Genomic DNA, 25,215 nt, shown 5'->3' with positions numbered 1-25,215 from the left:
AGGAGGGGCGGGCTGCAGGCCCGGCTGGCGTCAGGGGTTGTTGGAGTGGGCGTGGGACTGCATGGCCGCATCGAGGTGGCGGCGGAACTGGCGGTAATGCGAGCGGTAGGCGGAAGCGGCATTGCCGTCCGGGCGCGCGACCGAAGCCGCGTCGGTGCCGACGTGCTCGCGCGCGATCGTGGCGATGTCGTCGCCGCCGCCATTGGCGCGGCCGTGTGCCCAGACCGCCTGCAGCGCGGCGCCGAACGCGGCGCCCTCGCTTTGCTCGGGCACGGCGACGGGCAGCTCGAACACATCGGCCACCATCTGCCGCCACGCGGCGCTCTGGCTGCCACCACCGGTGAGGCGGATCGCGTCGAACTGCAGGCCGGCCGCGGTCAGTGCGTCGTAGCCGTAGCGAAGTGCATAGGTCGCGCCTTCCATTGCCGCGCGGTAGACATTGCCGCGGGTGAGGTTGGTCGAGTCCATGCCGTGCAGCGAACCGCGTGCGTGCGGCAGGTCCGGCGTGCGCTCGCCATTGAGGAACGGCAGCATCACCAGCCCGCCCGCGCCCGGCGCGGTGTCGGCCATCACGGCATCGCCGTCGCGGCTGCTGAAGCCGAACATGCGGGCGACGCTTTCGGTGGCGACGGTGCAGTTCATCGTGCAGATGAGCGGCAGCCAGCCGCCGGTGGACGAGCAGAACGCGGCCCAGCCACCGGCGTCATCGACGACCGGGTGGTCGGCATGCGCGAACAGCGTGCCGGAGGTGCCCAGGCTCATGCTCAGCACGCCGGAGGCGACGTTGCCGGTGCCTATCGCCGCCATCATGTTGTCGCCGCCGCCGGCGGCCACGCGCACGCCCTGCGGCAGGCCCAGTTCGTTGGCGATCGATGCGGAGAGGGTGAAGCTGGCATCGGCTTCGACCAGCGGCGGCAGCAGGGCCGACAGGTCACGCTGCGCATCGGTCGCGGCAAGCATGCGCGGCGACCAGCGGCGCGTGCGCACGTCGAGCCAGCCGGTGCCGGAAGCGTCGCCGTATTCCATCCAGCGTTCGCCGGTGAGCCAGAAGTTGACGTAGTCGTGCGGCAGCATGATCGCGGCCAGGCGCGAGTAGACCTCGGGCCGGTGCTTGCGCGTCCACGGCAGCTTCGATGCGGTGTAGCCGGCAAGGATGGGATTGCCCGCCAGCGCGATGCAGCCCTTGGCGCCACCGGCGGCGGCCATGATCTCGTCGCACTCGACCGTGGTGCTGGTGTCGCACCACAGCTTGGCCGGCGCGAGCACGTCGCCGGCGGCATCGACCGGTACGAAACCGTGCTGCTGCCCGGACACACCGATCGCGCTCACGCGTGCGCGTTGCGCGGGCTCCATGCGGGCGAAGCAGGCGCGGATGGCGTCGATCCACCACTGTGCGTGCTGCTCGCGGCTGCCGTCATCGCCAGCGATGAGTTCCAGTGCATGGCCATGCGTCGCCACGACTTTGCGCGCCTGCGGATCGTAGGCAACGAGCTTGACGCTCTGGGTACCAACGTCGAGACCGACGAACAGGCTCATGCGGACCTTCCAGAAAAAAAGTTAGCGCTACCACTCCGGACGCATAAAAAAACATCACCGGTGATGCTGGCCAGCCGAGTCATAGTCAAAAGGGGGTCCCGGGACGGATGGGGGAACTCTACCCAGCGTTGCGCAAAATGGCTTGCTGCAATGCGGAATGCCTTTGCAGACAAGCACTTACGACAAACCTCAGGACCGTATCTTCCGCACCGCGAAGGCATGCGACGGGTTGTCGACGAAGATCTTGCCGATCTGCGCCTCGTCGAAACCGCCCTCCCGCAGCGCCGGGATCAAGGCCGTGAACAGCGGCAGGTAGGGTTTGAACTCGCCGCCCCGTGGCTGGGCGGCGTTGTACCAGCCTGCGTCCTGCGACACGAGCACGCGGTCGAGCAGGCCTTCGTCGCGCATGCGGCCGATCATCGCCAGATAGGCCGCCTCCTGCCCCGGCCGGAAGCCATCAAACGACACCCAGGCGCCACGACGCGCTGCCTCGACATGCTGGCTGCCCTGCGCCTCGTTCTGCGCATGCACCCAGATCCAGGCCGACGGGTCGACGCCGGCGCCCTGCAGCAGGTCGAGTTGGGCGAAGGCGCACCGCCCATTGCGGCCCGGCGCGACGTCGGCCCACGGCCCCGTGTGCGAGGCGATGACAAGCCCCGTCTCCAGCTGCGCATCGGCGGCGGCACGGAGCACTTTGCGTTCGGTGTCGCTGGGCAGGTCGCCCTCGATTCCGAGTTTGATCAGGCCCGGGCGGATGCCCGTATCGCCGATGCCATCGCGCCATTCGGCGATCCACCGTTGTGCCAGCTGGTCGGCGGTTTCGCTCTGCACATAGGGCGGCACGAAGCGACCGCCAGCCGCGACGTAGGCGCCGGTGACGGTCAGCATCTGCAGGCCACTGGCCTGCGACAGCCGTCTTATCAGCACCGGATCGCGTCCGAGCGTCGTGGCAGTGCAGTCGACCAGCGTGCGACAGCCCTGTCGCTGTATCTCCCGCAGATAGGGCAGCACCACCTCCACCACTTCATCCCTGTCGACCGCGAGGGGGCTCGTCATCTGCTCCGCATAGGGGCGCAGGTCGGCGAACAGGTGCTCATGCGCCAGCGTCATGCCCATGTCCGCGGCCGGGATCGAACCGTTCACGGTCATCACGGTTGCGCCCGCCTTGCCGGCCCCGCCGTCGATACCGGCGCAGCCGGGCAAGCCCCAGGCGAGCGACGATGCCGCCAAGGCGCCGAGAAATTCCCTGCGTTGCATCGCGTGGCATCCCTTCAGGACTGAGGCATCGCGATCTTATCGCCAGTTCGCGATCGGGATCGCGATCGGGATCGGCATCCGCAAGGGCGCCTTACCGGCCCCGCAAGTGGTGCTTAGCGCGGGCTCAGGCCTCCGGTGACCGCGTGAACCGCGCCGCGACGTCTCCTGATAGAGGGCAGGACCTCATGGAGGGTGACATGGAGCGAGTCAAGGAGGTCCAGTGCAAGCGTCGCGGGCTCTGGACCGAAGCCTACGGCCGCTGGGAGAACTTCGCGGTCGCCAAGCGGCCACTCGAATCGGCCGTTCGCAACATCGACGGTTCGATACCGCGACCGGCCGTTGCCGTCAGCACGCCGGTGCAGAAGTCGCGATTCGAGGAACGCCAGCGAATGCGGCAGGTGTTCGAGAGCGCCGCCTACCGCGGCATCCGCATTGCCGCGGAGCGACAGGTCGGCGCGACGCTCGACTTCGCCGACCTTCCGCCCAACGAGCAGGCGCTCAAAGCCGGTCGACCCGTGGCCCGGCTGGTATCGCTGGGTGGCAACGGCATCGAGCCCAAGGGCTTCGCCACCGCCTTCCTGGTCGCCAAGGACGTGATCCTGACCAACTACCACGTCTTCCAGAAGCCCAGCGACGCTTACAACTGCGGTGCGCAGTTCCTGTTCGAACGGATCGAACAGGGCGTGCGATCGGGCCTGATATTCGAACTCGATCCGGACCGGTTCTTCATCAGCAACCGCGAACTCGACTACGCGCTCGTGGCGGTCAAGCCACGGTCGTTGACGGAGGCATCGCTCGACCAGTTCCAGTACCTGCCGCTGATCGGCGCCAAGGGCAAGATCGAGAAGGGCGGCACGGTCAACATCATCCAGCACCCGGAAGGACGGCCGAAGCAGTACGCCACGGTCAACAACCTGCTGCTGGACCTGCGCGACGACGGCTTCCTGCTGTACGAGACCGACACCCTCGAAGGATCCAGCGGATCGCCGGTCTTCAGCCAGTGGTGGGAAGTGATCGGCCTGCACCACTGCGGCGTCCCGCAGATGCAGGACGGCAAGCTGGTCAAGCGCAACGGCGAGATCGTGCCGACCAGCGCCGAGGTCGACGACGACGAGCTGATCTGGATCGCCAACGAAGGCGTTCGCGTCAGCGCGATGGTGGATTCGTTCAAGCAGCAGCGCGTGGATGGCACCGAGCCGAACGCGATACTGCAGCGGATCATCGAGAGCACGTTCGACACGCTCTGCCTGGTCGCAACGGGCAGTCCGCTGATCCAGCCCGAAGTACTCGCATCGCCCGGGGGCACTCCCATGGCCAGCCACACCTTCCAGTTTTCCGGTCCGGTGACCATCTACATGGGCGGTGGCGGTGCCGCAGCGCCTGCCGTCGCCATTCCCGCCGCGGCGCCGGTCGTTGCCGTCACGCCCGCCGCGTCGCCGGCACCGGCCGTGGCCGCAGCCGTGGCGGCGGCAACGGAGTTCTTCGAGAAGAAGCTGCGCTTCGACGAGAACTACGCCTCGCGCGATGCGCTCGGCTACGACACCACCTTCCTGCGTGGGTGGCGGATCCCGGCGCCGCAGCTGAGCGCGGCGCTGGAGGCGAAGGCACTCAAGAAGAAGAACGGCAGCCCGTGGGTGCTGAAGTACTACCACTACTCGCTGGTGATGCACGAACCGCGGCGCCTGTTGATCTGGGCCGCCAGCAACGTCGACTACAGCGCCGCCGCGAGGAAGCGCACCAAGCCCCGGAAGGAATACGGCGGCGAGGACTGGCGCCTTGATCCGCGCGTGGCGCTGCAGGCACCCGGCCTGCAGATCGAGGACGTCGACTTCTATCGCCCGGCCACGAAGATCGACCGGGGGCATATTGTCCGTCGCGAGGACGCGTGCTGGGGCAGCACGGCCAAGGAGGCGGAGTTCGCCAATTCCGACACCTACCACTGGACCAACTGCACGCCGCAGAGCCAGGCGTTCAACCAGTCCGGCGAACACGGTATCTGGGGCAAGTTCGAGGAACACATCCAGCGCGAAGCCAAGGCGCTCGACGGCCGCGTGTGCGTGTTCGCCGGGCCCGTGCTCGGGCTGCGCGACCCCCGGCACGGCTACGATGACGACAACCTGATCAAGGTGCCGATGAAGTTCTGGAAGATCGTCATGTGCGTGTCGAACAAGGACGACGGCTCCGAGCCGCTGGCCTACGGCTTCATCTTCGACCAGACCGAGGCCATCGAACGACTGGGTTTTGAACGCATGGACATGAGCGAGTACGAGATCTACCAGGTGCCGGTTGCCGAGATCACCCGCAAGACCGGCGTCCAGTTCGACGACTCGGTCCTGGCCGCGGACGTCCTGCGCCGCGGTGGCGCCAACGAGAGCCTGCGCGACGACAAGGGCGTCAGCATCACCACACTGGAGGACATCGTCCTGCGATGAACACGGAACTCCACCACATCGGAAGTCGCAACCTGGTGGTCTGCCTGGACGGCACGGGCAATGCCTACGGCAGTGCCAACACCAACGTGGTGAAGATCTACGCCATGCTGGATCACGACCCGCACCAGCAGATCGCCTACTACGACCCTGGCGTCGGCACCTTCAGCGCGCAGGGCGCGTGGACGCGCGCCAGCAAATGGCTCACCCGCGTGATGGGGCTCGCGTTCGGCTATGGCCTCGCCACCACGCTGGCCGAGTCCTACGGTTTCCTGCAGCGGAATTATCGGCCAGGCGACCGTGTGTACATCTTCGGCTTCAGCCGTGGCGCCTACGCCGCGCGTGCGCTGGCCGGCATGGTGCACAAGGTCGGCCTGCTGCGACCGGAGCTGCGCGACCTGGTGCCGTATGCCGTCGACATCTTCAAGAAGGAGAACCGGTCCTCGGTGATCCACGGTTTCCGCGACACGTTCTCGCGGCCCTGCCCCGTCCACTTCCTGGGACTGTGGGACACGGTCAGCTCGGTCGGCTGGGTGTGGAATCCGAAAGTCCTGCCCTACACGCGCGACAACCCCAGCGTCGCCATCGTCAGGCATGCCGTGTCGATCGACGAGCGTCGGGCGTTCTACCGCACCAACCTGTGGAACGATTCGGCGGCTGACCAGGACGTGAGGCAGACCTGGTTTCCCGGCGTGCACTCCGATATCGGCGGCTCGTACCCGGAGCACGAAGCCGGGCTCGCCCAGCTGGCACTGCAATGGATGGCCTGCCACGCGCAGTCGGCCGGACTGCTCGTTGATCCCGTGGCGCAACAGCGCCTGCTTCCGCGGACGACGCACGCCGACGGGCCGGTCGCGCCGGATCCACTGGCGCCAATCCATCGCTCGCTGCACGGCATCTGGTGGCTGGCGGAGATCCTGCCGAAATGGTTCCGCGACCCGCGCCGGAATTTCCGCAGGCGCCTGCGCTTCAACCTCGCACGGCGCCGCTTCATGCCGGCCGGTTCGTGGGTGCATCCGGCTGTCGTGCAACGCCAGGCGTCGGCGCAGGCGAACTACCGTCCCACCAACCTTCCCGCCGACGTGCGCGTGGACATGTCCGAGCAGCTGTTGTGCCCCGGAAACGTCGACACCCGGATCGCTGCCACGGCCCCGTTGCCTTCGTCGCCATGAGGGCCGTCGTACGTGCCGGATGCACGATCGCGTTGCTGGCGGCGGCGGTCGCGACCTGCGGGTGCGCGCCCAATGCTGCATACCGGACGCGCGTGGCGCCCGTGGGCGAAGCCTGCGATTTCGCGTCCGGCACCTGCGAAAGCGATGTCTGGCAGCGCCTCCCGCCGGCCAACAGCCCGGGCCCGGCGCCACGCAATCCGGTCAGCCTGGGCTTCGTTGAGTTCGACGACCAGGGCCAGCTCAGGGACCGGGCGCTCAAGGACGCGCTGATTTCGCACGTCCGCGCGGAGGCCGACGCACACCCGCTGCTGATCGTCGTGTTCGCGCACGGATGGAAGCACAACGCATCGGCCTCCGACAGCAACGTCGCCGACTTCGGCAAGCTCGTCCAGCGCATCGCCGCCGAGGACGAGAAGGCCTGCGCGGGCCACTCGTGCGCCGATCGGCACGTGGTCGGCGTGTTCATGGGCTGGCGTGGATTGTCCGCCTCGGTGGAGCCGTTCAAGGAGCTGTCGTTCTGGACGCGGAAAAGCCGCGCGCACCGGGTCGGTTCCGATGGCGCGATGGAAGTCCTCGCCGAGCTGAAGAAGATCGACGGCGGCGATGACCTGGGCCGGATGATCATCGTCGGACACAGTTTCGGCGGCGCGCTCATCTACACGGCGGTGCAGCAGCAGCTAATGCGCGACACCGAGTTCCTCAACCGCGGCAGCGTGGCGCGCAATGCCGCCGACCTGATCGTCCTGGTCAACCCGGCGTTCGAGGCCGCGCGCTTCCACGCGCTCAATCGCCGCGCCGCCGCGATGACCCATCCGGATTCGCAGCGGCCGATATTCGCGGTATTCACCTCCACCAACGATACGGCGACCGGCAATGCGTTCCCGGTCGGACGCACCCTTGGCACGCTGTTCCAGAGCCACGTGTCGGACGAGCAGCGCCGCGAGAACCGCACCGCGCTGGGCCACTACGTGCCGTTCCAGACCCACGACCTCAACCTGACCCGGGCCGCCGGCAACGACACGCAGTCACTGCTGCAGTTGTCGACGTGGTCCGACTACGGTTGCGCCTGGCAGGCTTACCAGGCCGGCACGACCGACGTCTGGTCGCTCGGCGACCTGGCACTGAGCCGCCGGCCGGCGATGCAGACCGAGGGCCAGCGGCACAACCCGTTCTACATCGTCAGCGTCGACCCCGGCATCATCGATGCCCACAACGGCATCTGGGGCGACCGCTTCAGCCAGTTCCTCTATCGGTTTGTCGCCGTGCAGTCGTGGCGGGAAAAGCCGGGTTGCGATGGCTGACGGCGGACTCGCTCAAACGTCAGGCACGTTGCGATCATGCAACGCATATACGTTCGCATCCACCGGCGTGCCGTCCTCGAGCGTGGCCTTGATCTGCACGCGCTCGTACCCCTCACCTTCGAATTCATCCAGCCGCGGCCAGTGCCGACTCAGTTCTTCGGACGAGAACACCAGCCCCGGCACCTCGTCGCCAGATTCATCCGGGATGATCCCCGGATAACCGATCGCCGCACCCCAGCCTTCGGAGAACAACTTTCCGCGAACGGTGGCTGGCTGCCACGTGCCGGGCACGTCGGCCAGCACGTGGGCATTGGCCTGCCCCGGCGCCAGCGATCCGTAGACGAAGAGTCGCTCGATCATGGCCGCAACTATAACGCTCAGCCGTTGGGCGACTGCAGCAGCTGCGCCGCGTGCGCGGCCGCGCCGAGCAGCCCCGAACTGGGATGGACGATGGCCAGCGAAGGCACCTCGGCCAGCGCCGACGAGAAGCGGCCCTTGCTCTCGAACCGCTCGCGGAACGCCGACGCCTGCAGCGCGGGCAGCATCTTCGGTACCAGGCCGCCGGCGAGGAACACGCCGTCCCAGGCGCCGTGCATCAACACCAGGTCGCCGGCCATGGAGCCGAACGCCGCGCAGAACACGTCGATCGCCTGCTGGCAGGTGGCATCGCCCGCCGCTGCCCTGGCGGTGATCGCCGACGGTGCCAGCGCCTGTTGCGGCAGGCCGTGGATCTCGCAGACGGCATCGTGCAGGTTGACGAGGCCAGGGCCAGACACGAGGCGCTCGCACGATACGCGGCCGAACCGGCCGATCAGGCATTCCAACAGGCGCAGGTCCTCGATGGTCACCGGCGCGAAGCCGGCATGGCCACCTTCGGTTTCCAGTGGGTAGCACCTGCCGTTGCGCACCAGCAGTCCGCCGACACCGAGCCCGGTGCCCGGTCCGATCACGGCGAAGGTGCGCGGCTCGCGCGCATCGAACGGGCGCCAGGGTTGCGGCCCGATCGCGACGACATCGTCGCGCTGCAGGCAGGTGATCGCCATCGCCTGGGCGGCGAAGTCGTTGATCAGCGCGACGTGGCCGACACCGAGTGCGCGTTCGGTCTGCTGACGAGATATCACCCACGGGTGGTTGGTGATGCGCACTTCGTCGCCGAGGATGCGTCCCGCCACGGCGAAGACCGCGGTGTCGACGTGCTCGCCCTGCATCTCCAGGTAACTGGCAGCGGCCTCGCTGAGCGAAGCGAATCCGGCCACCGGGAACTCGCGGACACTGCCCTCGACCAGCACGCCATGGCTGCCGGCCTCCGCCAGGCCGAAGCGCGCATTGGTGCCGCCGATGTCGCTGACCAGCACGCGCGTCCCTGCCCGTCTTGCGACATGTCGAGCGCTTGCGCTATCACGCAAGCGACCTGCTGCGTTGCTCACTTGCGCTCCGATGCCGTGGTAAGCGGCCTGAACTGTAGGGACTGCAGGTCGATGCCGGCGCTGATGGCTTCGATCACGAGCGTGTTGCGGCCTTCGAGCAACGTCACTTCGCGCGGCCGTGCGGTCGTGGCCTTGCCGGCGTCGACGCCATTGACGGAGACGCGGGCGTCGCCACGGCTGCCGTTCAACTGCAGTGGATAGCGGCCGGCGCTGGCCACCGTGAAGGTGTACTTCAACCACTCGCCAGGCTGCATGTCGGCAACCTGCAGGCCGTCCGCGCCGTCGGCCAGGTCGACGCCGTCGTTGCGATACGTCTTCGATGGATTCCAGCCGGTGTCCGGCTTGCCGCTTTCGTTTGCCGACGTGAGGTCACGATAGGCAATGCCATTGCGGCCCATGTCGAAGTCGACGGCCGCGATCGTGCCGCCACCCGCACCAATCCGGTGATCCTTGAACGGCACGCTGCGATCGTCGCCGGGTGCGCGCAGCAGGGCATCGACGACGTCCGGGTGCACGATGTTGTTCTCATGGCGGATGTCGTGCGTGGCCAGCATCATCAGCGCCGCTTCGGCCTCGGCCGGCGCCGGTTTGGCGCCCTCGCCACGCCAGTACGCCAGCACCTTGGCGTAGCCGGGGTTCGGCTGGACCTGCAACGGATTGTTGTAGCGGATCTTCTTCAGCGGCCAGATCGCCCAGCCGATGCCCTCGGCCTCGACCGTTGCCATGGTGCGCGTGAACCAGTCGTTGGAGTTCTCGCCGGTTTCGCCGAGCCACAGCGGCATGTTCCAGCGCTCGCGCAGCGCCAGTTGATCCTTGAGGGTGTCGCGGCCGGTGCCGTTCCAGTACTTGTGGAAGCTGACCACCAGGTTGTCGTCCCAGGGGCCCGCATCCAGCACGCCGCGGTAATTGTTGCCCCAGCAGTTGCCCTCGATCACGACGATGTGGCGGCGATCGACTTCGCGGATCGCCTGCGTGGTCCGCACCAGCAGCTCGCGCAGCGGCGCGTTGCCGTTCTCGCTGCAGCCGTGCTTGTCGGTGGCGTCGGCGAAACCCCAGTTGGGTTCGTTGATGATGTCGTAGGCGGCGATCGCCGGCTCGTCCTTGTAGCGCTCGGCCAGCATCCGCCACAGCGCCACCATCTTGTCGCGGTTGGCCGCGTCGTCCCACAGCGACGGCATCGCCGGGTCGCGGTCGGAGATGTTGAGGTCGTTGCCCTGTCCGCCCGGCGCCGCATGCAGGTCCAGCACCAGGTACATGCCGTTGGCCTTCACCCACGACAGCAGCTCGTCGGTGCGGCGGAAGCCTTCCTCGCGCCAGGTCTGCTGGCCGCGCACCGGTTCTTCCGACACCGGCGGCGTGTACAGCTCGTAATGCATCGGCAGCCGCACCGAGTTGAAGCCCCAGGCTGCCAGCGCGTCGATGTCGGCCTTGGTGACGTGGTTGTCGCGCCAGGCCTGGTAGAACGCCTCGGACTTGTCAGGGCCGATCAGGTCGCTGATGCGGGCGCGGATCGAACGCTGCGTGCCGTTGCCCTGCACTTCCAGCATGTAGCCTTCCTGCAACATCCAGCCGCCCAGGCCGATGCCGCGCAGGAGCACCACGTTGCCCTGCTCGTCGACGATCTGCTTGCCCTGCGCGCGAAGGAAACCGCCTGCAGTGGCCGGAAATGCGACCAACGCGAAGCAGGCAACGAGCGCCGCGGCCGCCAGGCGGCCCGCCCCTGCCCTGGGCCGGCGGCGCTTGCCACCGGCCTCGTTCGTCGCGTGCATGTGCGCTGCCTCAGCCGGCGCTGACCGGCGCCGGCTCGCGCGGGCCCGGGCAGTACTGGTCGATGTAAGCCTGGTGCTGCGGCAACGCCTTGACGGTGCTGTCGACGTTGCGGCGGATGTCGTCTAGGAACCGCTTCAGGTCCGGCTCGCTCATCACGTCGGCCGTCGGGTGGTACTGCTTCGGCATGACTCCCTGGCCCATCATCACCTGCACCCACGAGTTCTCGGCGAACAGTTCCTCGGCCTGGCGGAACACCTTGCCGGTCTCGCGGAACAGGTCGATGCGGTGCTTCAGCGTCGCCGGGATCTCCATGTCCTGGATGTCGCGCCAGTACTGCGAGTCGCGGCGGTTGGTCAGGTGGTAATGCATCACCACGAAGTCGCGCACGTGCTGCAGCTCGGAATCGAGCGTGGCGTTGTACTGGTCGATGTCGGGCTGGGCGACCACCTGCGGGAACATCCGCAGCAGGTGGACGATGCCGCGCTGGATCAGGTGGATCGTGGTCGACTCCAGCGGCTCGATGAAGCTGCCGGCCAGGCCGAGCGCGATGCAGTTCTTCTCCCAGCTCTTCTTGCGCTGGCCTGGCTTGAAGCGGACCGGCCACGGGTCCTTGATGATCTCGCCTTCCACGCTCGACAGGAACTCGTGCCTGGCTTCGTCGTCGCTCATGTGCTTGCTGGAGTAGACGATGCCGTTGCCGACGCGGTGCTGCAGCGGGATGCGCCACTGCCAGCCGGACTTGCCGGCGATGGCGCGCGTATAGGGCACCGCGTCGCGCACGGCCAGGGTCTGCGTGGCCAGGGCGCTGTCATTGAACAGCCAGTGCGACCAGTCCTCGAAGCCGACGCCGAGGGTCTTGCCGATCAGCAGCGCGCGGAAGCCGGTGCAATCGATGAACAGGTCGCCCTCGACCGTCGAGCCATCGGCGAGCTTGAGCGCGGTGATGAAACCCGAGGCCTCGTCGGTCTCGACCTCGACGATCTTGCCTTCGATGCGGCGCGCGCCGTGGTCCTGGCTGAGCTTGCGCAGGAAGCGCGCGTACAGGCTCGCATCCATGTGGTAGGCGTAGTTGATGCCGCCGCGTGGCAGGTGCGCGAACTTGTCCTCGAGCGCGGCCTTGAGCTCGACGCAGTAGTCCTCGTAGCCGCTGGCGATGCCGAGCTTCTGCCCACGCATCCAGAAATGCTGGAAGCCGGCGGACCAGTGGTCCTTGCCGCTGATGCCGAAGGAATGGATGTAGCGGTGGCCTTCGTCGAGCCAGTTCTCGAACGAGATGCCGAGCTTGATCGTGCCCTTCACCGCCGACATGTACTCCTGCTCCTTGATGTCGAGCAGGCGGTGGAAGGTCACCAGCGTCGGGATGGTGGCCTCGCCGACGCCGACCGTGCCGATCTCCTCGGACTCGATCAGGGTGATGTCGAGCACCTTGCCCAGCGTCCGCGAGAGTGCCGCGGCCGCCATCCAGCCGGCGGTGCCGCCACCGGCGATGACCACGCGGCGGATCGGCTTGTTTTGAAGGTCGCGGGCGCTCGTCATGCACTGTTCCTCAGCGGTTGAGTCGTTGCAGCAGGCGCGCGCGCAAGCTGCGCGCCTGGGTTTCATCGAGGGGCGACAGCACGCGGCGCGCGCTCTCGGGTATGTGGTCGGCGGTCGCTTCGCCGGGCTGGAAAACGTAGTGCCGGAACACGTCCTCCCAGTTGGCGCGCTGCTCCGGCGGCAGGTCGCGCACGGTCATGATGGCCAGCATCAGCGCGTTCATCGGCGTGTCCATCCACGCCGGCGTCTGCCGCCACCAGTAGTTGACCAGCACGTTGAAGTCTTCCAGCGCTTCCATGTGGTGCCACCACAGGCTCGGGATGAGCACCGCGTCGCCGGGCTCAAGCACCGCCGTCAGCGCGTGCGCCTGCGCCTCGCGGAAGCGCGGGAAGCGCTCGTAGTCCGGCGCGGCGAAGTCGACCAGGCTGATCGGCTGGCCGGCCGGCGTGTGGTCGAGCGGACCGATGTAGAGGTTGGGCAGCTGGTCGGGCGGGAACAACGTCACCCGGCGCCGGCCGGCGACCACGCAGGCCAGGTTGTCCGGCACGTCCTGGTGCGCGGCGATGCGGGTGCGGTTGCCGATCCAGATGCTGGCCAGCGGCTCGGCGCCTAGGATCGTCAGATCGTTGTGCTGGCGGAAGCCCGGCAGCCAAGTGTCGATCGTGGTCGAGCCGATGTAGATCGCCGGCGACGCGTCCTGCTGCGCGTACTTCAGCAGCGTCTTCAGGGCGACACCGAGCGGTACGTGCTCCTGGCGGAAATTGAAGCCGCTCAGGTCGTCGTTGTAGAAGAAGCGCCCGCCGATTTCCGGCGGACCCACGGTGGCGACCACCGGCGGTCCATCGGCGCGTTCGAAACCGCGCAGGTAGGCCACCGACGCTTCGGCCGGGCCGCGGCTTGCCTGCACCATCGGCCAGCTTGCGACGAGGCCGCGCAACACCACCGGTTTGCCCGATTGCAACAGGTCGGGCGGGATTGCACGCGGATCGACGTCCGCGAGCTCGCCGATGGGGCTAGTGCCCGGCAGCATGGCGTCGGTTCATCCGCGCGATGAGGTCGCGGAAACGCGAGACCGACGCGACCACCATGTACACCGGCTCCAGGTGGCCGGCGCGGTGCAGCTCGTCCAGCGCGGCGGCATCGAGCGCGCGCAGGCGTTCCTCGTTGATCGTGTAGAAGCCGACCAGGCGATTGAGCGAACCGTCATCGAGCTCGACGTCGAGCGTGAACGACTCGATCAGGTCGTGGCGCAGCATCGCCTCCATGAAGGCCGGCGTGCCGCCCAGGCCATCGTGCAGCGTCATAAGCACCGAGGTGATGCGGTCGAGGTAGTCGGTGGTGCCGCCCTGGTCGCGGAACAGCATCTCGCCGCGGTCGTTGCGCACGCGCGGGTGGTCGAGGTCGATGTGGACCATCAACTGCTCGCCGTCGCGGCCGATCAGGAACGGCTGCCGCTCGATTGCGAGCGGCACGTAGGTCGCATCCCAGCGCCCGCCGTCAAGAAAGAGGTTGCTGCCCTGCTTGAAGCCGAACATGGCCACCGGCTGCAACTCGCCCTGCGCGTCCTTGTGGAACACGATCGGGTAATGCGCCTGGACGCTGCGGAACTCCGCCGGGAAGGTCACCGTGAACATGACATCGTCGCCCAGCGCGGCGCCATGGCCGGTATCGATGCGCAGGGACTTGTGGTCGATGTTGTTGAGCAGTACGTGGTTCGGCATGGCCCTGGTGTGTCCTGGCAAACGCGTGAGTACCTATCCTATGCGCGGCGGCTAGATCTTTGACATCCCGCGCGTCATGACGTGATCGAGCATTTCGCGATGCCCCGGCAGCGCGGCCAGCATCTTGCGGGTCAACTCGGCCGCCTCGCGGAAGTAACCTTCGGCCTGCGCGGGATCGTCCATGCGCCGCGTCGTCGGCCGCTGCTCCGGGTGGAAGCCCATGCCGTAGAGGATGTACTGGTAGCTGGCCGAGGGGAACACCTCCTCGATCCTGTACAGGTCATGGCGCGACGGCGGCTGGTGGCGCCACAGCTGCAGCAGTTCCTTCAGGCGATCGGGGATCGACTCGGGCCGGCAGTTGTCGCGCCAGTAATCGCTGTCGGTGCGCCCGGTCAGCACGTAATGCAGCTTGAGGAAATCGACCACCCGCTCCCAGCGGTACTGGAACGAATCGTTGTAACGCCTGGCAACGATGTCCATGTCGCTGCGCGTGGCCGGCAGCTGATCGCTGAGCATGCCGGCGGCCAGTTCCACCAGCACCAGCGAGGACGCCTCGAGCGGTTCCATGAAGCCGCTCGACAGGCCGATGGCGACGCAGTTGCGGTGCCAGGACTTGGGCCGGTAGCCGGGACGGATGGTGATCTTCGGCAGCGTGTAGATGTCCTGCTCGCGCCCGCCGGTGGCCTTGACGTATTTCAGCAGTTCGTCGGCGGCTGCCTCGTCGGTGGTATGCGTGCTCGAGTAGACGTGGCCGACGCCGCGCCGCGTCTGCAGGCCGATATCCCAGACCCAGCCGCTGCTCTGCGCAGTGGAGATGGTCTGGCAGGCGATCTCCTGGCGCGGGTCCGCGTACGGAACCTGCAGGGCGATCGCACGGTCGTTGAACAGCACGTGCTTCTGCGACTGGATCTCGATGCCGTAGTGCTGGCCGATCAACAGCGCGCGCATGCCCGTGCAGTCGATGAACAGGTCGCCCTCGATGGCACCGTGATCGCGCGTCTGCAGCGAAGCGATGTCGCCGTTGTCGTGCGCGTTGACGCCGGTCATGTGGTCACTGACGTGGCGCACGCCGAGCCGCTCGATGCAATGCTTGCGCATGAACACGCCGAGCTTGCCGGCATCGAGGTGGTAAGCGTAGTTGGCCACCGCCGCCCACTCGGGCGTGGAGAACTGCTTGGGTGCCTTGCCGGCCTCGCACAGGTGCGGCTGGAAGCTGACCAGCTTGCCGAACGGCACCTGCGAATGCTTCGCCCATCCGGCGACGACATTCGTCTCCAGGTAGCCTTGCGGCAGCACGAACGGATGGTAGTAGTAGTCGTCGTCGCGATCGACGCGCCAGCGCGCGAACTTCGAGCCCTGCTTGAAGGCGGCATCGCACTCGCGGATGAAATCGGTCTCGGTCACGCCGGTCCGGCGCAACGTGTCGCGCATCGTCGGCCAGGTGCCTTCGCCTACGCCAATCGTGGCGACGTCGGGAGATTCGATCAGGGTGACTTTCAGGCCGCCGGCGCTGGCCGCCTGGTGGTCGGCGGCCAATACCGCCGCGGTCAGCCAGCCCGCCGAGCCGCCGCCAAGGATCACAACGTGCTTCACAGCTTGACTCAAATCGTCCCCCTGGCCCCGTACAGCAAACGGGAGCCGCCAGCGTGCCGGCGGCTCCCGTGACTTGCAACCGTCAGAACATCAGAACTGGTACCGGAAACCGAGCATGTAACGTGGACCGTTCTGGGTGGCAAACAGCGTCTGCCGCTCATTCCGGCCGAACACGCGCACGGTTTCGTCCGTGATGTTGATGCCCTCGAACTGCACCGACATGTGGTCGTTGATCTGGTAGCCGACGCTGATGTCGAGCTGGCCGTAATCATCGACATAGTTCGGGTTCGGGATGCCCGAGCCGTCGAACACCGCCGACAGGAACTGGTCACGCCAGTTGTAGGCCGCGCGGACCGACCAGTCGTACTTCTCGTAGAACAGCACCAGGTTGGCCGAGTCGCTGAGGCCGACCAGGGCGAACTGTCCGCCGAGCACGGCGTTGTCGTAGTTCAGGTCCGGACTGTCGACGATGGTGTAGTTGGCCGCGACGCCGAAGCCGGTCTCGCCGAACACGTGCTGGATGTTGAATTCCCAGCCGTCGAGCGTGGAGTCCTGCTTGTTGGCCGGCGTGGTGATCTTGAAGCTCGCCAGCGGATCGCTGGCCAGTCCGTTGATCGTGCCGGTGGCGTTGCCGTTGGCATCCGTGCCGGTGCGGGTCACGCCCGGCTGGCCGTTGAAGTTGCCAAGGATGTAGTTGCGGATGCACACCACGTCGGCCTGCGGGCAACCGTTGGCCAGCGCCGCGTTCCAGTAGCCGCCGCCGACCGGCGTGTGCAGGTTGAACGGCGTCTCGCCGTCGCTGCCGCCGACGTCGATGATCTGCGAGGTACCGATGTAGTTCTCGATGTCCTTGCGGAAGTAGCCCACCGACACGTAACTGGACTCGGCGAAGTACCACTCGAACGACAGGTCGAAGTTGTCCGACAGCAGCGGCTTGAGCGACGGATCGCCCTGGGTGCCGGTGCCGCCGTCGACGCGCACGATCTGGTCGAGCGTGCGCCCGCCCTGGATGTCCGCCCAGCCCGGCCGGCCAATGGTCTGGCTGTAGCTGCCGCGCAGGATGATGCTGTCGGTGATGTCGAGGCTGGCGTCGAGGTTGGGCAGCCAGTAGTCGTACTCGCCACGCAGCGTCGCGAAGCCCGGCTCGCCGAAGTTGAGGTTGAGCTCGTTGGCGGCGCTCCAGGAGATCCCGGTGGCGGTCGGCACCAGTGCCGACGAGGTCACCTCGGTCTTCTCGTAGCGCACGCCGGCGGCCAGGTTCAGCGGCATCGACCAGTTGAACGTGGTCGTGTACTGCATGTAGCCGCCGGTGGACTTCTCTTCCGTGCGCAGGTCGCGGGTGAAGGCGTCCGGCGCGCGGTACCACTCGGGGTGCCCGGTCAGCTCCGCTGCCCGCGCGCGCAGTCGATCGAAATCGAACAGCAGGAAGCGGTCGGTGAAGGACGAGGCGTTGTGCCCGGAGAAGCTCTCGAAGTAGTTCCCCATGTTGTCCGGGGAGAAGATGCTGTCGTCGTAGTCCGCGGCGGTGCCCACGCCACCCCAGGTATCGCGCTGCATGAAGCCGAAGGCAGTGCGGTTCTCGACATCGGTGTAGGACGCGCCGAAGTCGAGGCCGGAGTACTCGCCGAACTCGTAACGGCCCTTGAGCTGGGTCTGTTCGATCTCGGACTTGTTGTAGGCGTTGTTGAACACCGAGCCCGACACCAGCGCCTGCGACGGTTCCACCTGCGACACGCCGGGCGGAAGCGCGATGGTCACCACCGGGAAGTCGCGGGTGAAGTCCGCGGTGGTGTCGCCGCGCACGAACGCCGACATGCCCAGCACGCCGGCCGAGCCCCACGGGCTGTCCGGACGCGTTTCGGCCGACGAGTTGTGGTAGTCCAGCGACAGGTCGAGCGAGTCGCTGATGTCCCAGTCGACGTTGAAGCCGAGCGACTTGTTCTCGTTGACGTTCGCCAGGCGCATGCCGCCCATCGAGACGTCGCTGGTCGCCGGATTGATGATTTCCTTGTAGATCAACGGCGCAGCCACCGGGCCGTCGGTCCAGGAGGACACCGACGGGCCGAAGTTGAACCACACCGACAGCTCGTTGCGCTGCTGCTGGATCTTGTTCTCGGAGTACGTGTAGTCCAGCGTCGTGGTGATGTTGTCGGCCGGCGCCCACTGCAGGGTCAGCTGGCCGTTGGTGCGCTGGCGCTGCACGCCGTTGACGCTGTAGTTGAGGTTCTGCGGAACCGAGTAGATGTCGGTCGGACCGGGGCGGTTGGTGATGTTCTCCGAGCCCGGCGTGCCCGGCTGCGGAATCGTGCCCCAGTTGTTCTCGTCGCCGCGGAACGGACGCCAGCCGTTGGGCACGCCGACCTGGCTGAAGCCGAAGTCGCGTTCCTGGTAGCTGCCGGTCAAGGCGACGCCGAAGGTGCCGTCGAGGTAGCGCTGGCTGAAGATGCCCGAGATTTCCGGGGTGATGTCATGACCCTGCAGCGAATCGGGCAGGTTGCCATTGGACGTGTCGTAGACGCCCTTCATGCCGACATTGATGACCGGCTCGGACTCCAGCGGCCGCGCGGTGCGGATGTTGATCGTCGCACCGATGCCGCCGGGCGGGATGCTGGCGCGGCTGGTCTTGTAGACCTCGACGCTGGAGATCGCTTCCGACGCCAGGTTGGCGAAGTCGAATGCGCGCGAGTTGGACACGCCGGCGCCGTTGCCGTTGCTCGATGCCGGCATCTGCCGGCCGTTGAGCATGACCAGGTTGTAGTCCGGGCCGATGCCGCGCACGGTGACCCGCGCGCCCTCGCCCAGCGAGCGGTCGATCGACACACCGCTGATGCGCTGCAGCGACTCGGCCAGGTTGGTGTCCGGGAACTTGCCGATGTCCTCGGCGACGATGCCGTCGACGACACCCTGCGAGTCGCGCTTGAGGTTCATCGACGAGGTCAGGCTTCCGCGGATGCCCTGGACCACGACGGTATCCAGCGTCCGCGCGTCCTCGTCGACCGTGGCCGAGCGCTGCCCGGCCTCGGACGTGTTGGTGGTGTTGGTGGTCTGTTGCGCATACAGCGGCTGGCCCAATGCCAGCAGCAATGCCGACGCAAGAAGTGTGCGCTTGGGGGCGACACGCGACTGCTTCATCGAAACTCCTCCCCAGAATTCACGATAGAGATGCAGGCGTCGCCACGCTGCCCGCAGGTTTAGTGCGAGGGGATTTGACGTCGGATTGACAGCGCTGTCAACACACCCCTTTCAGGACGTGCTTTTCAGTACGAAACAGCTGTTTTCAAGGGATTTTTTCGTTGTGCAGTGCAGCGATACAGGCTACGTGCCCTGCGATTCGCAGCATCGCCGCGCCAGTGGTAGCGCTAGCATTTGTGCGCTTCGTGCGCGCTCGCACATACGCACGCATACGCGTGCGCGCGAGCAGTCAAGCACGATGGCTCAGCGGCGCGACGGCGCCTGCGTCGATTCGCGCATCACCAGTGCATGGTCGACACGCAACATGCGCCCTGCTTCGGGCGACCGGATCCTGGCCAGCAGTTCAAGCGTGGCAAGGCGGCCCATCTCGGACGTGGGCTGGCGGATGGTGGTCAACGACGGATAGATGTGCCGCGAGATCGGCGTGTCGTCGAAGCCGCACACCGAGAGGTCGCCGGGCACGTTCAATCCGCGCTCGCGTGCAACGCGGATCACGCCGGCCGCCATGTCGTCGTTGGCGGCGAAGATCGCCGTCGGTGGCTTGCGCAGGTCCAGCAGCGCCTGCGCACCGGCGCACCCGGATTCGAACGAGAACGCGCCCTGCACCACCAGCTCCGGGTCGAAATCGATGCCGGCGTTCTGGAGTCCCTTGCGGTAGCCGTCGAAGCGCCAGCGGCAGGCGCCGTGCGCGGCGGCGCCCTTGATGTGTCCGATCCGCGTGTGCCCGAGCTCGACCAGCTTGGCCATCAGTTCCAGTACCGCGGTCGTCTCGTCCATGGCCACGCCTATCCGGCCGGCGGCGTTCTTGGGCGCGATGCAGGCGAACGGCACGCCCATCTTCTCCAGCTCGTCGATGATCAGCTTGTCGTCGGTGAGCGGCGGGATCAGCAACACACCATCGGGGCCGAAGTTGCGGAACAGGCCCTGTATGTCGGCGACGCGCTCCCGGCCCAGGCTGACCGCGGCCAGGAACAGGTTGTAATTGCTGGCATGGCAAGCCTCGAGCATGCCGTTCTGCACTTCCATCATGTAGTTGCGTGACGGGTTGTTGTAGGCCAGCGCCACGCTGTACGAGCGCTGCCCTGCCAGGCTGCGCGCGGATGGATTGGGCTTGTACTGCAGCTCGGTCACCGCCTGCATGACGCGGTCGCGCATTTCCTCGCGCACGTTCGGCTCGTTGTTGAGCACGCGCGAGACGGTCTTCATCGACACGCCGGCGGCGGCGGCGACATCCTCGATTCGAATACGCATTGAGCGGCGGATGCTCCAGGGGGCGGAACGCGGCAGATGGTGCCAGAACCATGGCCGCCTGCGATGACAGGAAAGGACATGGGCTCCGAGCGGCCAGAGTATGCATCGCAAAGCCTTGCTGCAGCGCAACAGTCCCGCCGGCATCGGCATCGGCCAACTCGGGACGAGTCCACAGTCCAGTACGCGCAGCAGGCAGGAACGTTGACAAGGGCGCGCCAGCCCTAGTATTGACAGCGCTGTCAACCGGCTGGGGAATAGAACGGTGCAGGCGAGAGCTTTCGTTGGAGCAAGTCTTTTGGCGATAGGAGCGGCACTGTTTCTGTATGGCGGTAACGGCAATGCCGCCGGCGCGGCGCCGGTGCTGCAGGACTGGCCGCACGTCGACAGCGCCGTCCGTCCCGACCCCGGCATCGAGGCGCGCGCCGCCCGGATCCTTGCCGGCATGTCCCTGGCCGAGAAGATCGGGCAGATGACGCAGCCGGAGATCAAGGCGATCACGCCCGACGAGGTGCGCAGCTACCACATCGGCTCGGTCCTCAACGGCGGCGGCTCGTGGCCGGCGATGAACAAGCACGCCACGGTGGCGGACTGGCTGGCGCTGGCCGACGCCTACCACCAGGCGTCGATGAGTGCAGCGGTCAAGAACCCCATCCCGGTCATCTGGGGCACCGACGCGGTGCACGGCCACAACAACGTGGTCGGCGCGACATTGTTCCCGCACAACATCGGCCTGGGCGCGGCGCACGATCCGCAGCTGGTCGAGAAGATCGGCCACGCCACCGCGCAGGCCACGCGCGCGACCGGCATCGACTGGGCGTTCGCGCCGACCCTTGCCGTCGCCCAGAACCTGCGCTGGGGGCGCAGCTACGAGAGCTTCTCGTCGGACCCGGCGGTGGTGCACGACTATGCCGCGTCCTACATCCGCGGCCTGCAGGGCGACCTGCGCGGCGACGGCACCGTGGTCGCGACGGCCAAGCACTTCATCGGCGACGGCGCCACCGACATGGGTCGCGACCAGGGCAATGCGCTGGTCACGCGTGCGGAGATGATCAACGTCCACGGCCAGGGCTACTACGGTGCGATTGGCTCCGGCGTGCAGACGGTGATGGCCTCGTTCAACAGCTGGGACGACGTCGAAGGCGGCGTCGACTACGGCAAGATGCACGGCGCGCAGGCGCTGCTCACCGGCGCGCTGAAGGACAAGATGGGCTTCGACGGTTTCGTCGTCTCCGACTGGAACGGCATCGCCCAGGTGCCCGGCTGCAGCAATGCCAGCTGTCCGCAGGCGATCAATGCCGGCATCGACATGGTGATGGTGCCGGAGGACTGGAAGGCCTTCATCGCCAACACCATCGCCCAGGTCGAGGCCGGCACGATCCCGATGGCGCGGATCGACGATGCCGTCACCCGGATCCTGCGGGTGAAGTTGCGTGCCGGCCTGTTCGACCGTAAGCCCTCCGATGGCCGTTACGCCGGCAAGGCCGACGCACTAGTGCACCGGGAACTCGCCCGCGAGGCGGTGCGCGAATCGCTGGTGCTGCTCAAGAACGAACGCAAGGCGCTGCCGCTCAAGCGCGGCCAGCGCGTGCTGGTGGTCGGCAAGAGCGCCGACAGCTTCACCAACCAGACCGGCGGCTGGACGCTGACCTGGCAGGGCACCGACAACGCCAGCGCCGACTACCTCAACGCCGACACGGTGCTGACTGGCCTGCGCGACGCCCTCGGCGCGGACCACGTGACCTTCGACGCGACCGGCACCGCCAACCCGGGCAAGTTCGACGTCGTCGTCGCCGTGATCGGCGAAACGCCGTACGCCGAAACCAACGGCGACATCATCGGTTCCGACACGATGGCGCACAGTCGCCGCCATCCCGAGGACCTGGCCGTGCTGAAGGCGGCCGCCGCACACGGCAAGCCGGTGGTGACGGTCTTCATGTCCGGCCGCCCGCTCTACAGCAACGACCTGATCAACCTGTCTGACGCCTTCGTCGCGGCATGGTTGCCGGGCTCGGAAGGCGGCGGCGTCGCCGATGCGCTGGTGGCGGCGAAAGGCTTCGACTTCCGTGGCCGGTTGTCGTTCTCGTGGCCAGGCGTCGCCTGCCCTGCACCGGAGAACCGGCCCGATGCCAAGCGCCCGCCGCTGTTCGCGCGCGGCTATGGCCTGACCTATGCCAAGCCGGTTGCGGTGCCGAAGCTGGGCGAATCGCATGTCGACGCCTGCGGCCCGGCGACCTCGCTGCCGATCTTCAGCACCAACGATGCGGCGCCGTTCCAGCTGCAGGTCGAAGCCGCTGGCGCCACGCAGGCGGTGGGTGCCTCGCTCAACGACACACTGGAGTGGCCCAAGGCCAGGCCGGCCATCCGCGTCGCCACGACGCAGATCAACACACAGCAGGATGCGAAGTCGGTGACCTGGCTGGCGCCGGCACGCGTGTTGGCACGCAGCGTCGGCCCCAACAACCTCAACGCCCTCGCCTTCGCCGACGGCGGCCTGCAGTTCGACGTTGTGGTGCAGAAGGCGCCGACTTCGCCGGTGCTGCTGGGCATGGGCTCGGGCAAGGTGTCGGGCAGCGTCGACATCGCGCCGCAACTGCTCGCGGCCGGCATCGGCAAGAAGGTGACGATCAACGTGTCGCTGCGCTGCTTCGGCAACCAGAAGGTGGATGTCGGCGCCGTCGATGTGCCCTTCAGCGTCTCGGCACAGGCACCGTTCGCGGCAGCGTTCACGCGGATTGCGGTGGTCGCCGGTGCGGCCAGGCAAGCCAATGCGATCGACTGTGCCCCGGCCCCGGCGCCGTAACCGGCTGCAGGCCCGCGCCGCTGCGGCGGCGCTGGTCCTGCTGGCGCTGCTGGGCGCTTCGCCGTCCGTCGTTGCCGCCGAACCTTTCGCATGGCCGCAGGGCCAGCAGGCCGCGGTCAGCCTGGGCTACGACGACGCGCTCGACTCGCAGCTCGACATCGCCATCCCGGCGCTGGACAGGCACGGATTCAAGGCGACGTTCTTCCTGGTGATGGCCAACAAGCCGGTCGCGGCGCGGCTGGCCGACTGGCGTGCCGCCGCCGCCAACGGCCATGAGCTGGGCAACCATACGCTGTTCCACCAGTGCTCGCGCTCGGCTTCCGGCCACGACTGGGTCGAACCGCAGCGCGACCTCGACACGACCACCGCACAGCAGATGAAGGACCAGGTGCTGCTGGCCAGCACGATGCTCAACGCCATCGACGGCAAGACCGTCCGCACGATGGCGCTGCCCTGCAACGAGTCGTCGGCACAGGGCCAGGATTACCTGCCACTGGTCGCCGATGCCTTCGCCGGCATCCGCATCGGCGGCCGTGCCGTCACCGCCGATGTCGCCCACATGAACCCGTCCGCGGTCACGGTGATCACCACCGATGGCTTGTCCGGCAAGGACATGATCAAGCTGGTGAAAGAGGCCAGGCGCCAGCACGGGCTGGTCAGCTTCACCTTCCACGGCGTCGGCGGCGACTACCTCACCACCTCTGCCGATGCGCACGAGGAGCTGCTCGTTTACCTGGCCAGGCACCGCGACGTGTATTGGGTCGATACTTTCGTCAATATCATGACCCACGTCAGGCAGCAGCAGGCTGCGGCCAACAAAACACCGGGCGCCCCCTGAGGCCCATCCTTTCTTCAGCGGAGCCCACATGAACCAACGCCAGCTCTCCACCCCCGTCACCATCGCGATGATCAGCCTGATCTTCTTCGCGTGGGGCGGCATGACCAGCCTCAACGACGTGCTGATCCCGCACCTGAAAGCCGTGTTCGCGATGAACTACGCGCAGACGATGCTGATCCAGTTCACCTTCTTCGGCGCCTACTTCCTGATGTCGCTGCCGTCGGGCGCGATCGTCTCGCGGATCGGCTACAAGTCGAGCATCGTCGTCGGCCTGCTGACCGCCGCGGTGGGCGCGGCCATGTTCTACCCGGCGGCACGGCTGCCGTCGTATGGGGTGTTCCTGGCGGCGCTGTTCGTGCTGGCCAGCGGCATCACCCTGTTGCAGGTGGCGGCCAATCCGTACATCAGCCTGCTCGGCAACCCGGCCACCTCGGCCAGCCGCCTCAACCTGGCGCAGGCGCTGAACTCGCTGGGCACGACGGTCTTCCCGTACTTCATTGGCCCGCTGATCCTGTCCGGCGCGGTGCTCGGCGCCGACCAGCTGGCGGCGATGGCACCGGAGGCCGTGACCGCGTACAAGACCACGCAGGCACAGTCGGTGCAGGTGCCGTACCTGATGCTGGCCGGTGGCCTGCTGGCGATGGCGGCACTGGTGCTGCTGCTGCGCATCCCGTCACTGCGTGAAGCGACCGACGCCGGCGACAAGCTGCACCACCACACCTACCGCGAGACGCTGCAGCACCCGCACCTGCGCTGGGGCGTGCTGGCGATCTTCCTGTACGTCGGTGCCGAAGTCTCGATCGGTAGCTTCCTGATCAACTACATGGCCCAGCCCGACATCGGCGGCCTGAGCGAAGCCACCGCCAGCCGCTACCTCGTCTACTACTGGGGCGGCGCGATGGTCGGCCGCTTCATCGGCGCGGCGCTGATGACCGTGATCGACGCACGCAAGCTGCTGGCGCTGTTCGCCGTCGTCGCCGCGGCGCTGCTGGCGACGACGATGGGCACGCACGGCAACCTCGCGATGTGGAGCGTCCTCGCGATCGGCCTGTTCAACTCGATCATGTTCCCGACCATCTTCGCCTCGGCGATCGAAGGCATGGGCCCGCTGACCGGCAAGGCCTCGAGCCTGCTGGTGATGGCGATCGTCGGCGGCGCGCTGGTGCCGATGTTGCAGGGCGCGCTGGCCGACAGCATCGGCATCCAGTCCGCATTCGCCGTGCCGCTGGTCTGCTACGCCTACATCGCCTGGTATGGCGCCCGCGGATCGCGCGTGGTCGAGAGCCTGGGCCAGGCCGAGAGCGCGGCGCTGGCGCATCCGCGGCACTGACGCGGAGCGATCGGATCGGCAATGACAAAGGCCCCGCAAGGGGCCTTTTGTTTTGGGGACGA

General features: G+C 67.1%; 17 protein-coding genes. 6 read left to right on the top strand and 11 right to left on the bottom strand.

The genetic code is table 11. From position 1 onward, the window contains the following. Positions 1–30 precede the first annotated feature (30 nt). On the bottom strand, positions 31–1,536 hold the full coding sequence (xylB, locus tag ACFOPO_RS17670) for a xylulokinase (RefSeq protein WP_386704966.1): 1,506 nt from the start codon (positions 1,534–1,536) through the stop codon (positions 31–33). Positions 1,537–1,725: 189 nt separating this feature from the next. Beyond that, positions 1,726–2,793: a phosphotriesterase gene (locus tag ACFOPO_RS17665; protein WP_386704965.1), complete on the bottom strand. Its 1,068-nt coding sequence runs from the start codon at positions 2,791–2,793 to the stop codon at positions 1,726–1,728. A 197-nt stretch (positions 2,794–2,990) separates the two neighbouring features. Here ACFOPO_RS17665 and ACFOPO_RS17660 point away from each other — a divergent pair, with 197 nt between their 5' ends. Genes ACFOPO_RS17660 through ACFOPO_RS17650 form a run of 3 tightly spaced genes read left to right on the top strand, consistent with a single transcriptional unit; the run spans position 2,991 to position 7,695 of the window. Beyond that, positions 2,991–5,225, top strand: a complete 2,235-nt coding sequence (locus ACFOPO_RS17660; protein ID WP_386704964.1) for a DNA/RNA non-specific endonuclease — start codon at positions 2,991–2,993, stop codon at positions 5,223–5,225. Further along, entirely contained in the window at positions 5,222–6,394 is a 1,173-nt protein-coding gene (locus ACFOPO_RS17655; protein ID WP_386704963.1) for a T6SS phospholipase effector Tle1-like catalytic domain-containing protein, read from the top strand. The genes ACFOPO_RS17660 and ACFOPO_RS17655 overlap by 4 nt, the downstream gene beginning before the upstream one ends. Continuing rightward, positions 6,391–7,695 (top strand): alpha/beta hydrolase, encoded by a 1,305-nt coding sequence (locus ACFOPO_RS17650; protein WP_386704962.1) that lies wholly within the window; start codon positions 6,391–6,393, stop codon positions 7,693–7,695. Before ACFOPO_RS17655 ends, ACFOPO_RS17650 begins: the two co-directional genes overlap by 4 nt. 12 nt (positions 7,696–7,707) lie before the next feature. On the opposite strand, the gene ACFOPO_RS17645 is transcribed toward ACFOPO_RS17650, so the two are convergent. From ACFOPO_RS17645 to ACFOPO_RS17605, 9 genes are all read right to left on the bottom strand, one after another. Next, positions 7,708–8,055: a gamma-glutamylcyclotransferase family protein gene (locus ACFOPO_RS17645; RefSeq protein WP_386704961.1), complete on the bottom strand. Its 348-nt coding sequence runs from the start codon at positions 8,053–8,055 to the stop codon at positions 7,708–7,710. A 17-nt stretch (positions 8,056–8,072) separates the two neighbouring features. After that, on the bottom strand, positions 8,073–9,050 hold the full coding sequence (gene glk, locus ACFOPO_RS17640; RefSeq protein WP_386704960.1) for a glucokinase: 978 nt from the start codon (positions 9,048–9,050) through the stop codon (positions 8,073–8,075). 68 nt (positions 9,051–9,118) lie between these two features. Next, the gene (locus ACFOPO_RS17635) at positions 9,119–10,891 is read right to left on the bottom strand and encodes a cellulase family glycosylhydrolase (RefSeq protein ID WP_386704959.1); all 1,773 of its coding nucleotides are present in this window, start codon (positions 10,889–10,891) and stop codon (positions 9,119–9,121) included. Positions 10,892–10,901: 10 nt separating this feature from the next. Next, complete coding sequence (locus tag ACFOPO_RS17630) at positions 10,902–12,428, bottom strand: tryptophan halogenase family protein (RefSeq protein ID WP_386704958.1); 1,527 nt, start codon at positions 12,426–12,428, stop codon at positions 10,902–10,904. A 10-nt stretch (positions 12,429–12,438) separates the two neighbouring features. Beyond that, positions 12,439–13,458, bottom strand: coding sequence for a cupin-like domain-containing protein (locus ACFOPO_RS17625; RefSeq protein ID WP_386704957.1), 1,020 nt, complete (start codon positions 13,456–13,458; stop codon positions 12,439–12,441). Continuing rightward, positions 13,442–14,149 carry a SapC family protein gene (locus ACFOPO_RS17620; RefSeq protein ID WP_386704956.1) on the bottom strand — a complete coding sequence of 236 codons (708 nt, stop codon included), beginning with the start codon at positions 14,147–14,149 and terminating at the stop codon, positions 13,442–13,444. Before ACFOPO_RS17620 ends, ACFOPO_RS17625 begins: the two co-directional genes overlap by 17 nt. A 51-nt stretch (positions 14,150–14,200) precedes the next feature. Next, on the bottom strand, positions 14,201–15,742 hold the full coding sequence (locus ACFOPO_RS17615) for a tryptophan halogenase family protein (RefSeq protein ID WP_386704954.1): 1,542 nt from the start codon (positions 15,740–15,742) through the stop codon (positions 14,201–14,203). A gap of 90 nt (positions 15,743–15,832) precedes the next feature. After that, positions 15,833–18,874, bottom strand: coding sequence for a TonB-dependent receptor (locus ACFOPO_RS17610; protein WP_386704952.1), 3,042 nt, complete (start codon positions 18,872–18,874; stop codon positions 15,833–15,835). Positions 18,875–19,177: 303 nt separating this feature from the next. Beyond that, on the bottom strand, positions 19,178–20,185 hold the full coding sequence (locus tag ACFOPO_RS17605) for a LacI family DNA-binding transcriptional regulator (RefSeq protein WP_386704950.1): 1,008 nt from the start codon (positions 20,183–20,185) through the stop codon (positions 19,178–19,180). A gap of 295 nt (positions 20,186–20,480) precedes the next feature. Between ACFOPO_RS17605 and ACFOPO_RS17600 the strand changes: the two genes are divergently transcribed. The 3 genes from ACFOPO_RS17600 to ACFOPO_RS17590 are packed head-to-tail and all read left to right on the top strand — an operon-like array spanning position 20,481 to position 25,153. Then, positions 20,481–22,985 carry a glycoside hydrolase family 3 N-terminal domain-containing protein gene (locus ACFOPO_RS17600; protein WP_386704948.1) on the top strand — a complete coding sequence of 835 codons (2,505 nt, stop codon included), beginning with the start codon at positions 20,481–20,483 and terminating at the stop codon, positions 22,983–22,985. Further along, complete coding sequence (locus ACFOPO_RS17595) at positions 22,951–23,823, top strand: polysaccharide deacetylase family protein (protein WP_386704946.1); 873 nt, start codon at positions 22,951–22,953, stop codon at positions 23,821–23,823. Before ACFOPO_RS17600 ends, ACFOPO_RS17595 begins: the two co-directional genes overlap by 35 nt. A 28-nt stretch (positions 23,824–23,851) precedes the next feature. Further along, complete coding sequence (locus tag ACFOPO_RS17590) at positions 23,852–25,153, top strand: sugar MFS transporter (RefSeq protein ID WP_386704945.1); 1,302 nt, start codon at positions 23,852–23,854, stop codon at positions 25,151–25,153. Positions 25,154–25,215: the final 62 nt, after the last annotated feature.

It is taken from the genome of Lysobacter sp. GCM10012299, assembly GCF_042649405.1.
In the GTDB taxonomy this organism is placed as follows: domain Bacteria; phylum Pseudomonadota; class Gammaproteobacteria; order Xanthomonadales; family Xanthomonadaceae; genus Lysobacter_J.
The sequence above is the reverse complement of the archived record's forward strand: the minus strand, read 5'-3'. Positions and strand labels throughout refer to the sequence as shown.

Excerpts from the sequence above, each read along its gene's own strand:
- xylB (WP_386704966.1), bottom strand. The coding sequence starts at position 1,536 with ATGAGCCTGTTCGTCGGTCTCGACGTTGGTACCCAGAGCGTCAAGCTC.
- ACFOPO_RS17665 (WP_386704965.1), bottom strand. The coding sequence starts at position 2,793 with ATGCAACGCAGGGAATTTCTCGGCGCCTTGGCGGCATCGTCGCTCGCC.
- ACFOPO_RS17660 (WP_386704964.1), top strand. The coding sequence starts at position 2,991 with ATGGAGCGAGTCAAGGAGGTCCAGTGCAAGCGTCGCGGGCTCTGGACC.
- ACFOPO_RS17655 (WP_386704963.1), top strand. The coding sequence starts at position 5,222 with ATGAACACGGAACTCCACCACATCGGAAGTCGCAACCTGGTGGTCTGC.
- ACFOPO_RS17650 (WP_386704962.1), top strand. The coding sequence starts at position 6,391 with ATGAGGGCCGTCGTACGTGCCGGATGCACGATCGCGTTGCTGGCGGCG.
- ACFOPO_RS17645 (WP_386704961.1), bottom strand. The coding sequence starts at position 8,055 with ATGATCGAGCGACTCTTCGTCTACGGATCGCTGGCGCCGGGGCAGGCC.
- ACFOPO_RS17635 (WP_386704959.1), bottom strand. The coding sequence starts at position 10,891 with ATGCACGCGACGAACGAGGCCGGTGGCAAGCGCCGCCGGCCCAGGGCA.
- ACFOPO_RS17630 (WP_386704958.1), bottom strand. The coding sequence starts at position 12,428 with ATGACGAGCGCCCGCGACCTTCAAAACAAGCCGATCCGCCGCGTGGTC.
- ACFOPO_RS17625 (WP_386704957.1), bottom strand. The coding sequence starts at position 13,458 with ATGCTGCCGGGCACTAGCCCCATCGGCGAGCTCGCGGACGTCGATCCG.
- ACFOPO_RS17620 (WP_386704956.1), bottom strand. The coding sequence starts at position 14,149 with ATGCCGAACCACGTACTGCTCAACAACATCGACCACAAGTCCCTGCGC.
- ACFOPO_RS17610 (WP_386704952.1), bottom strand. The coding sequence starts at position 18,874 with ATGAAGCAGTCGCGTGTCGCCCCCAAGCGCACACTTCTTGCGTCGGCA.
- ACFOPO_RS17605 (WP_386704950.1), bottom strand. The coding sequence starts at position 20,185 with ATGCGTATTCGAATCGAGGATGTCGCCGCCGCCGCCGGCGTGTCGATG.
- ACFOPO_RS17595 (WP_386704946.1), top strand. The coding sequence starts at position 22,951 with ATGCGATCGACTGTGCCCCGGCCCCGGCGCCGTAACCGGCTGCAGGCC.
- ACFOPO_RS17590 (WP_386704945.1), top strand. The coding sequence starts at position 23,852 with ATGAACCAACGCCAGCTCTCCACCCCCGTCACCATCGCGATGATCAGC.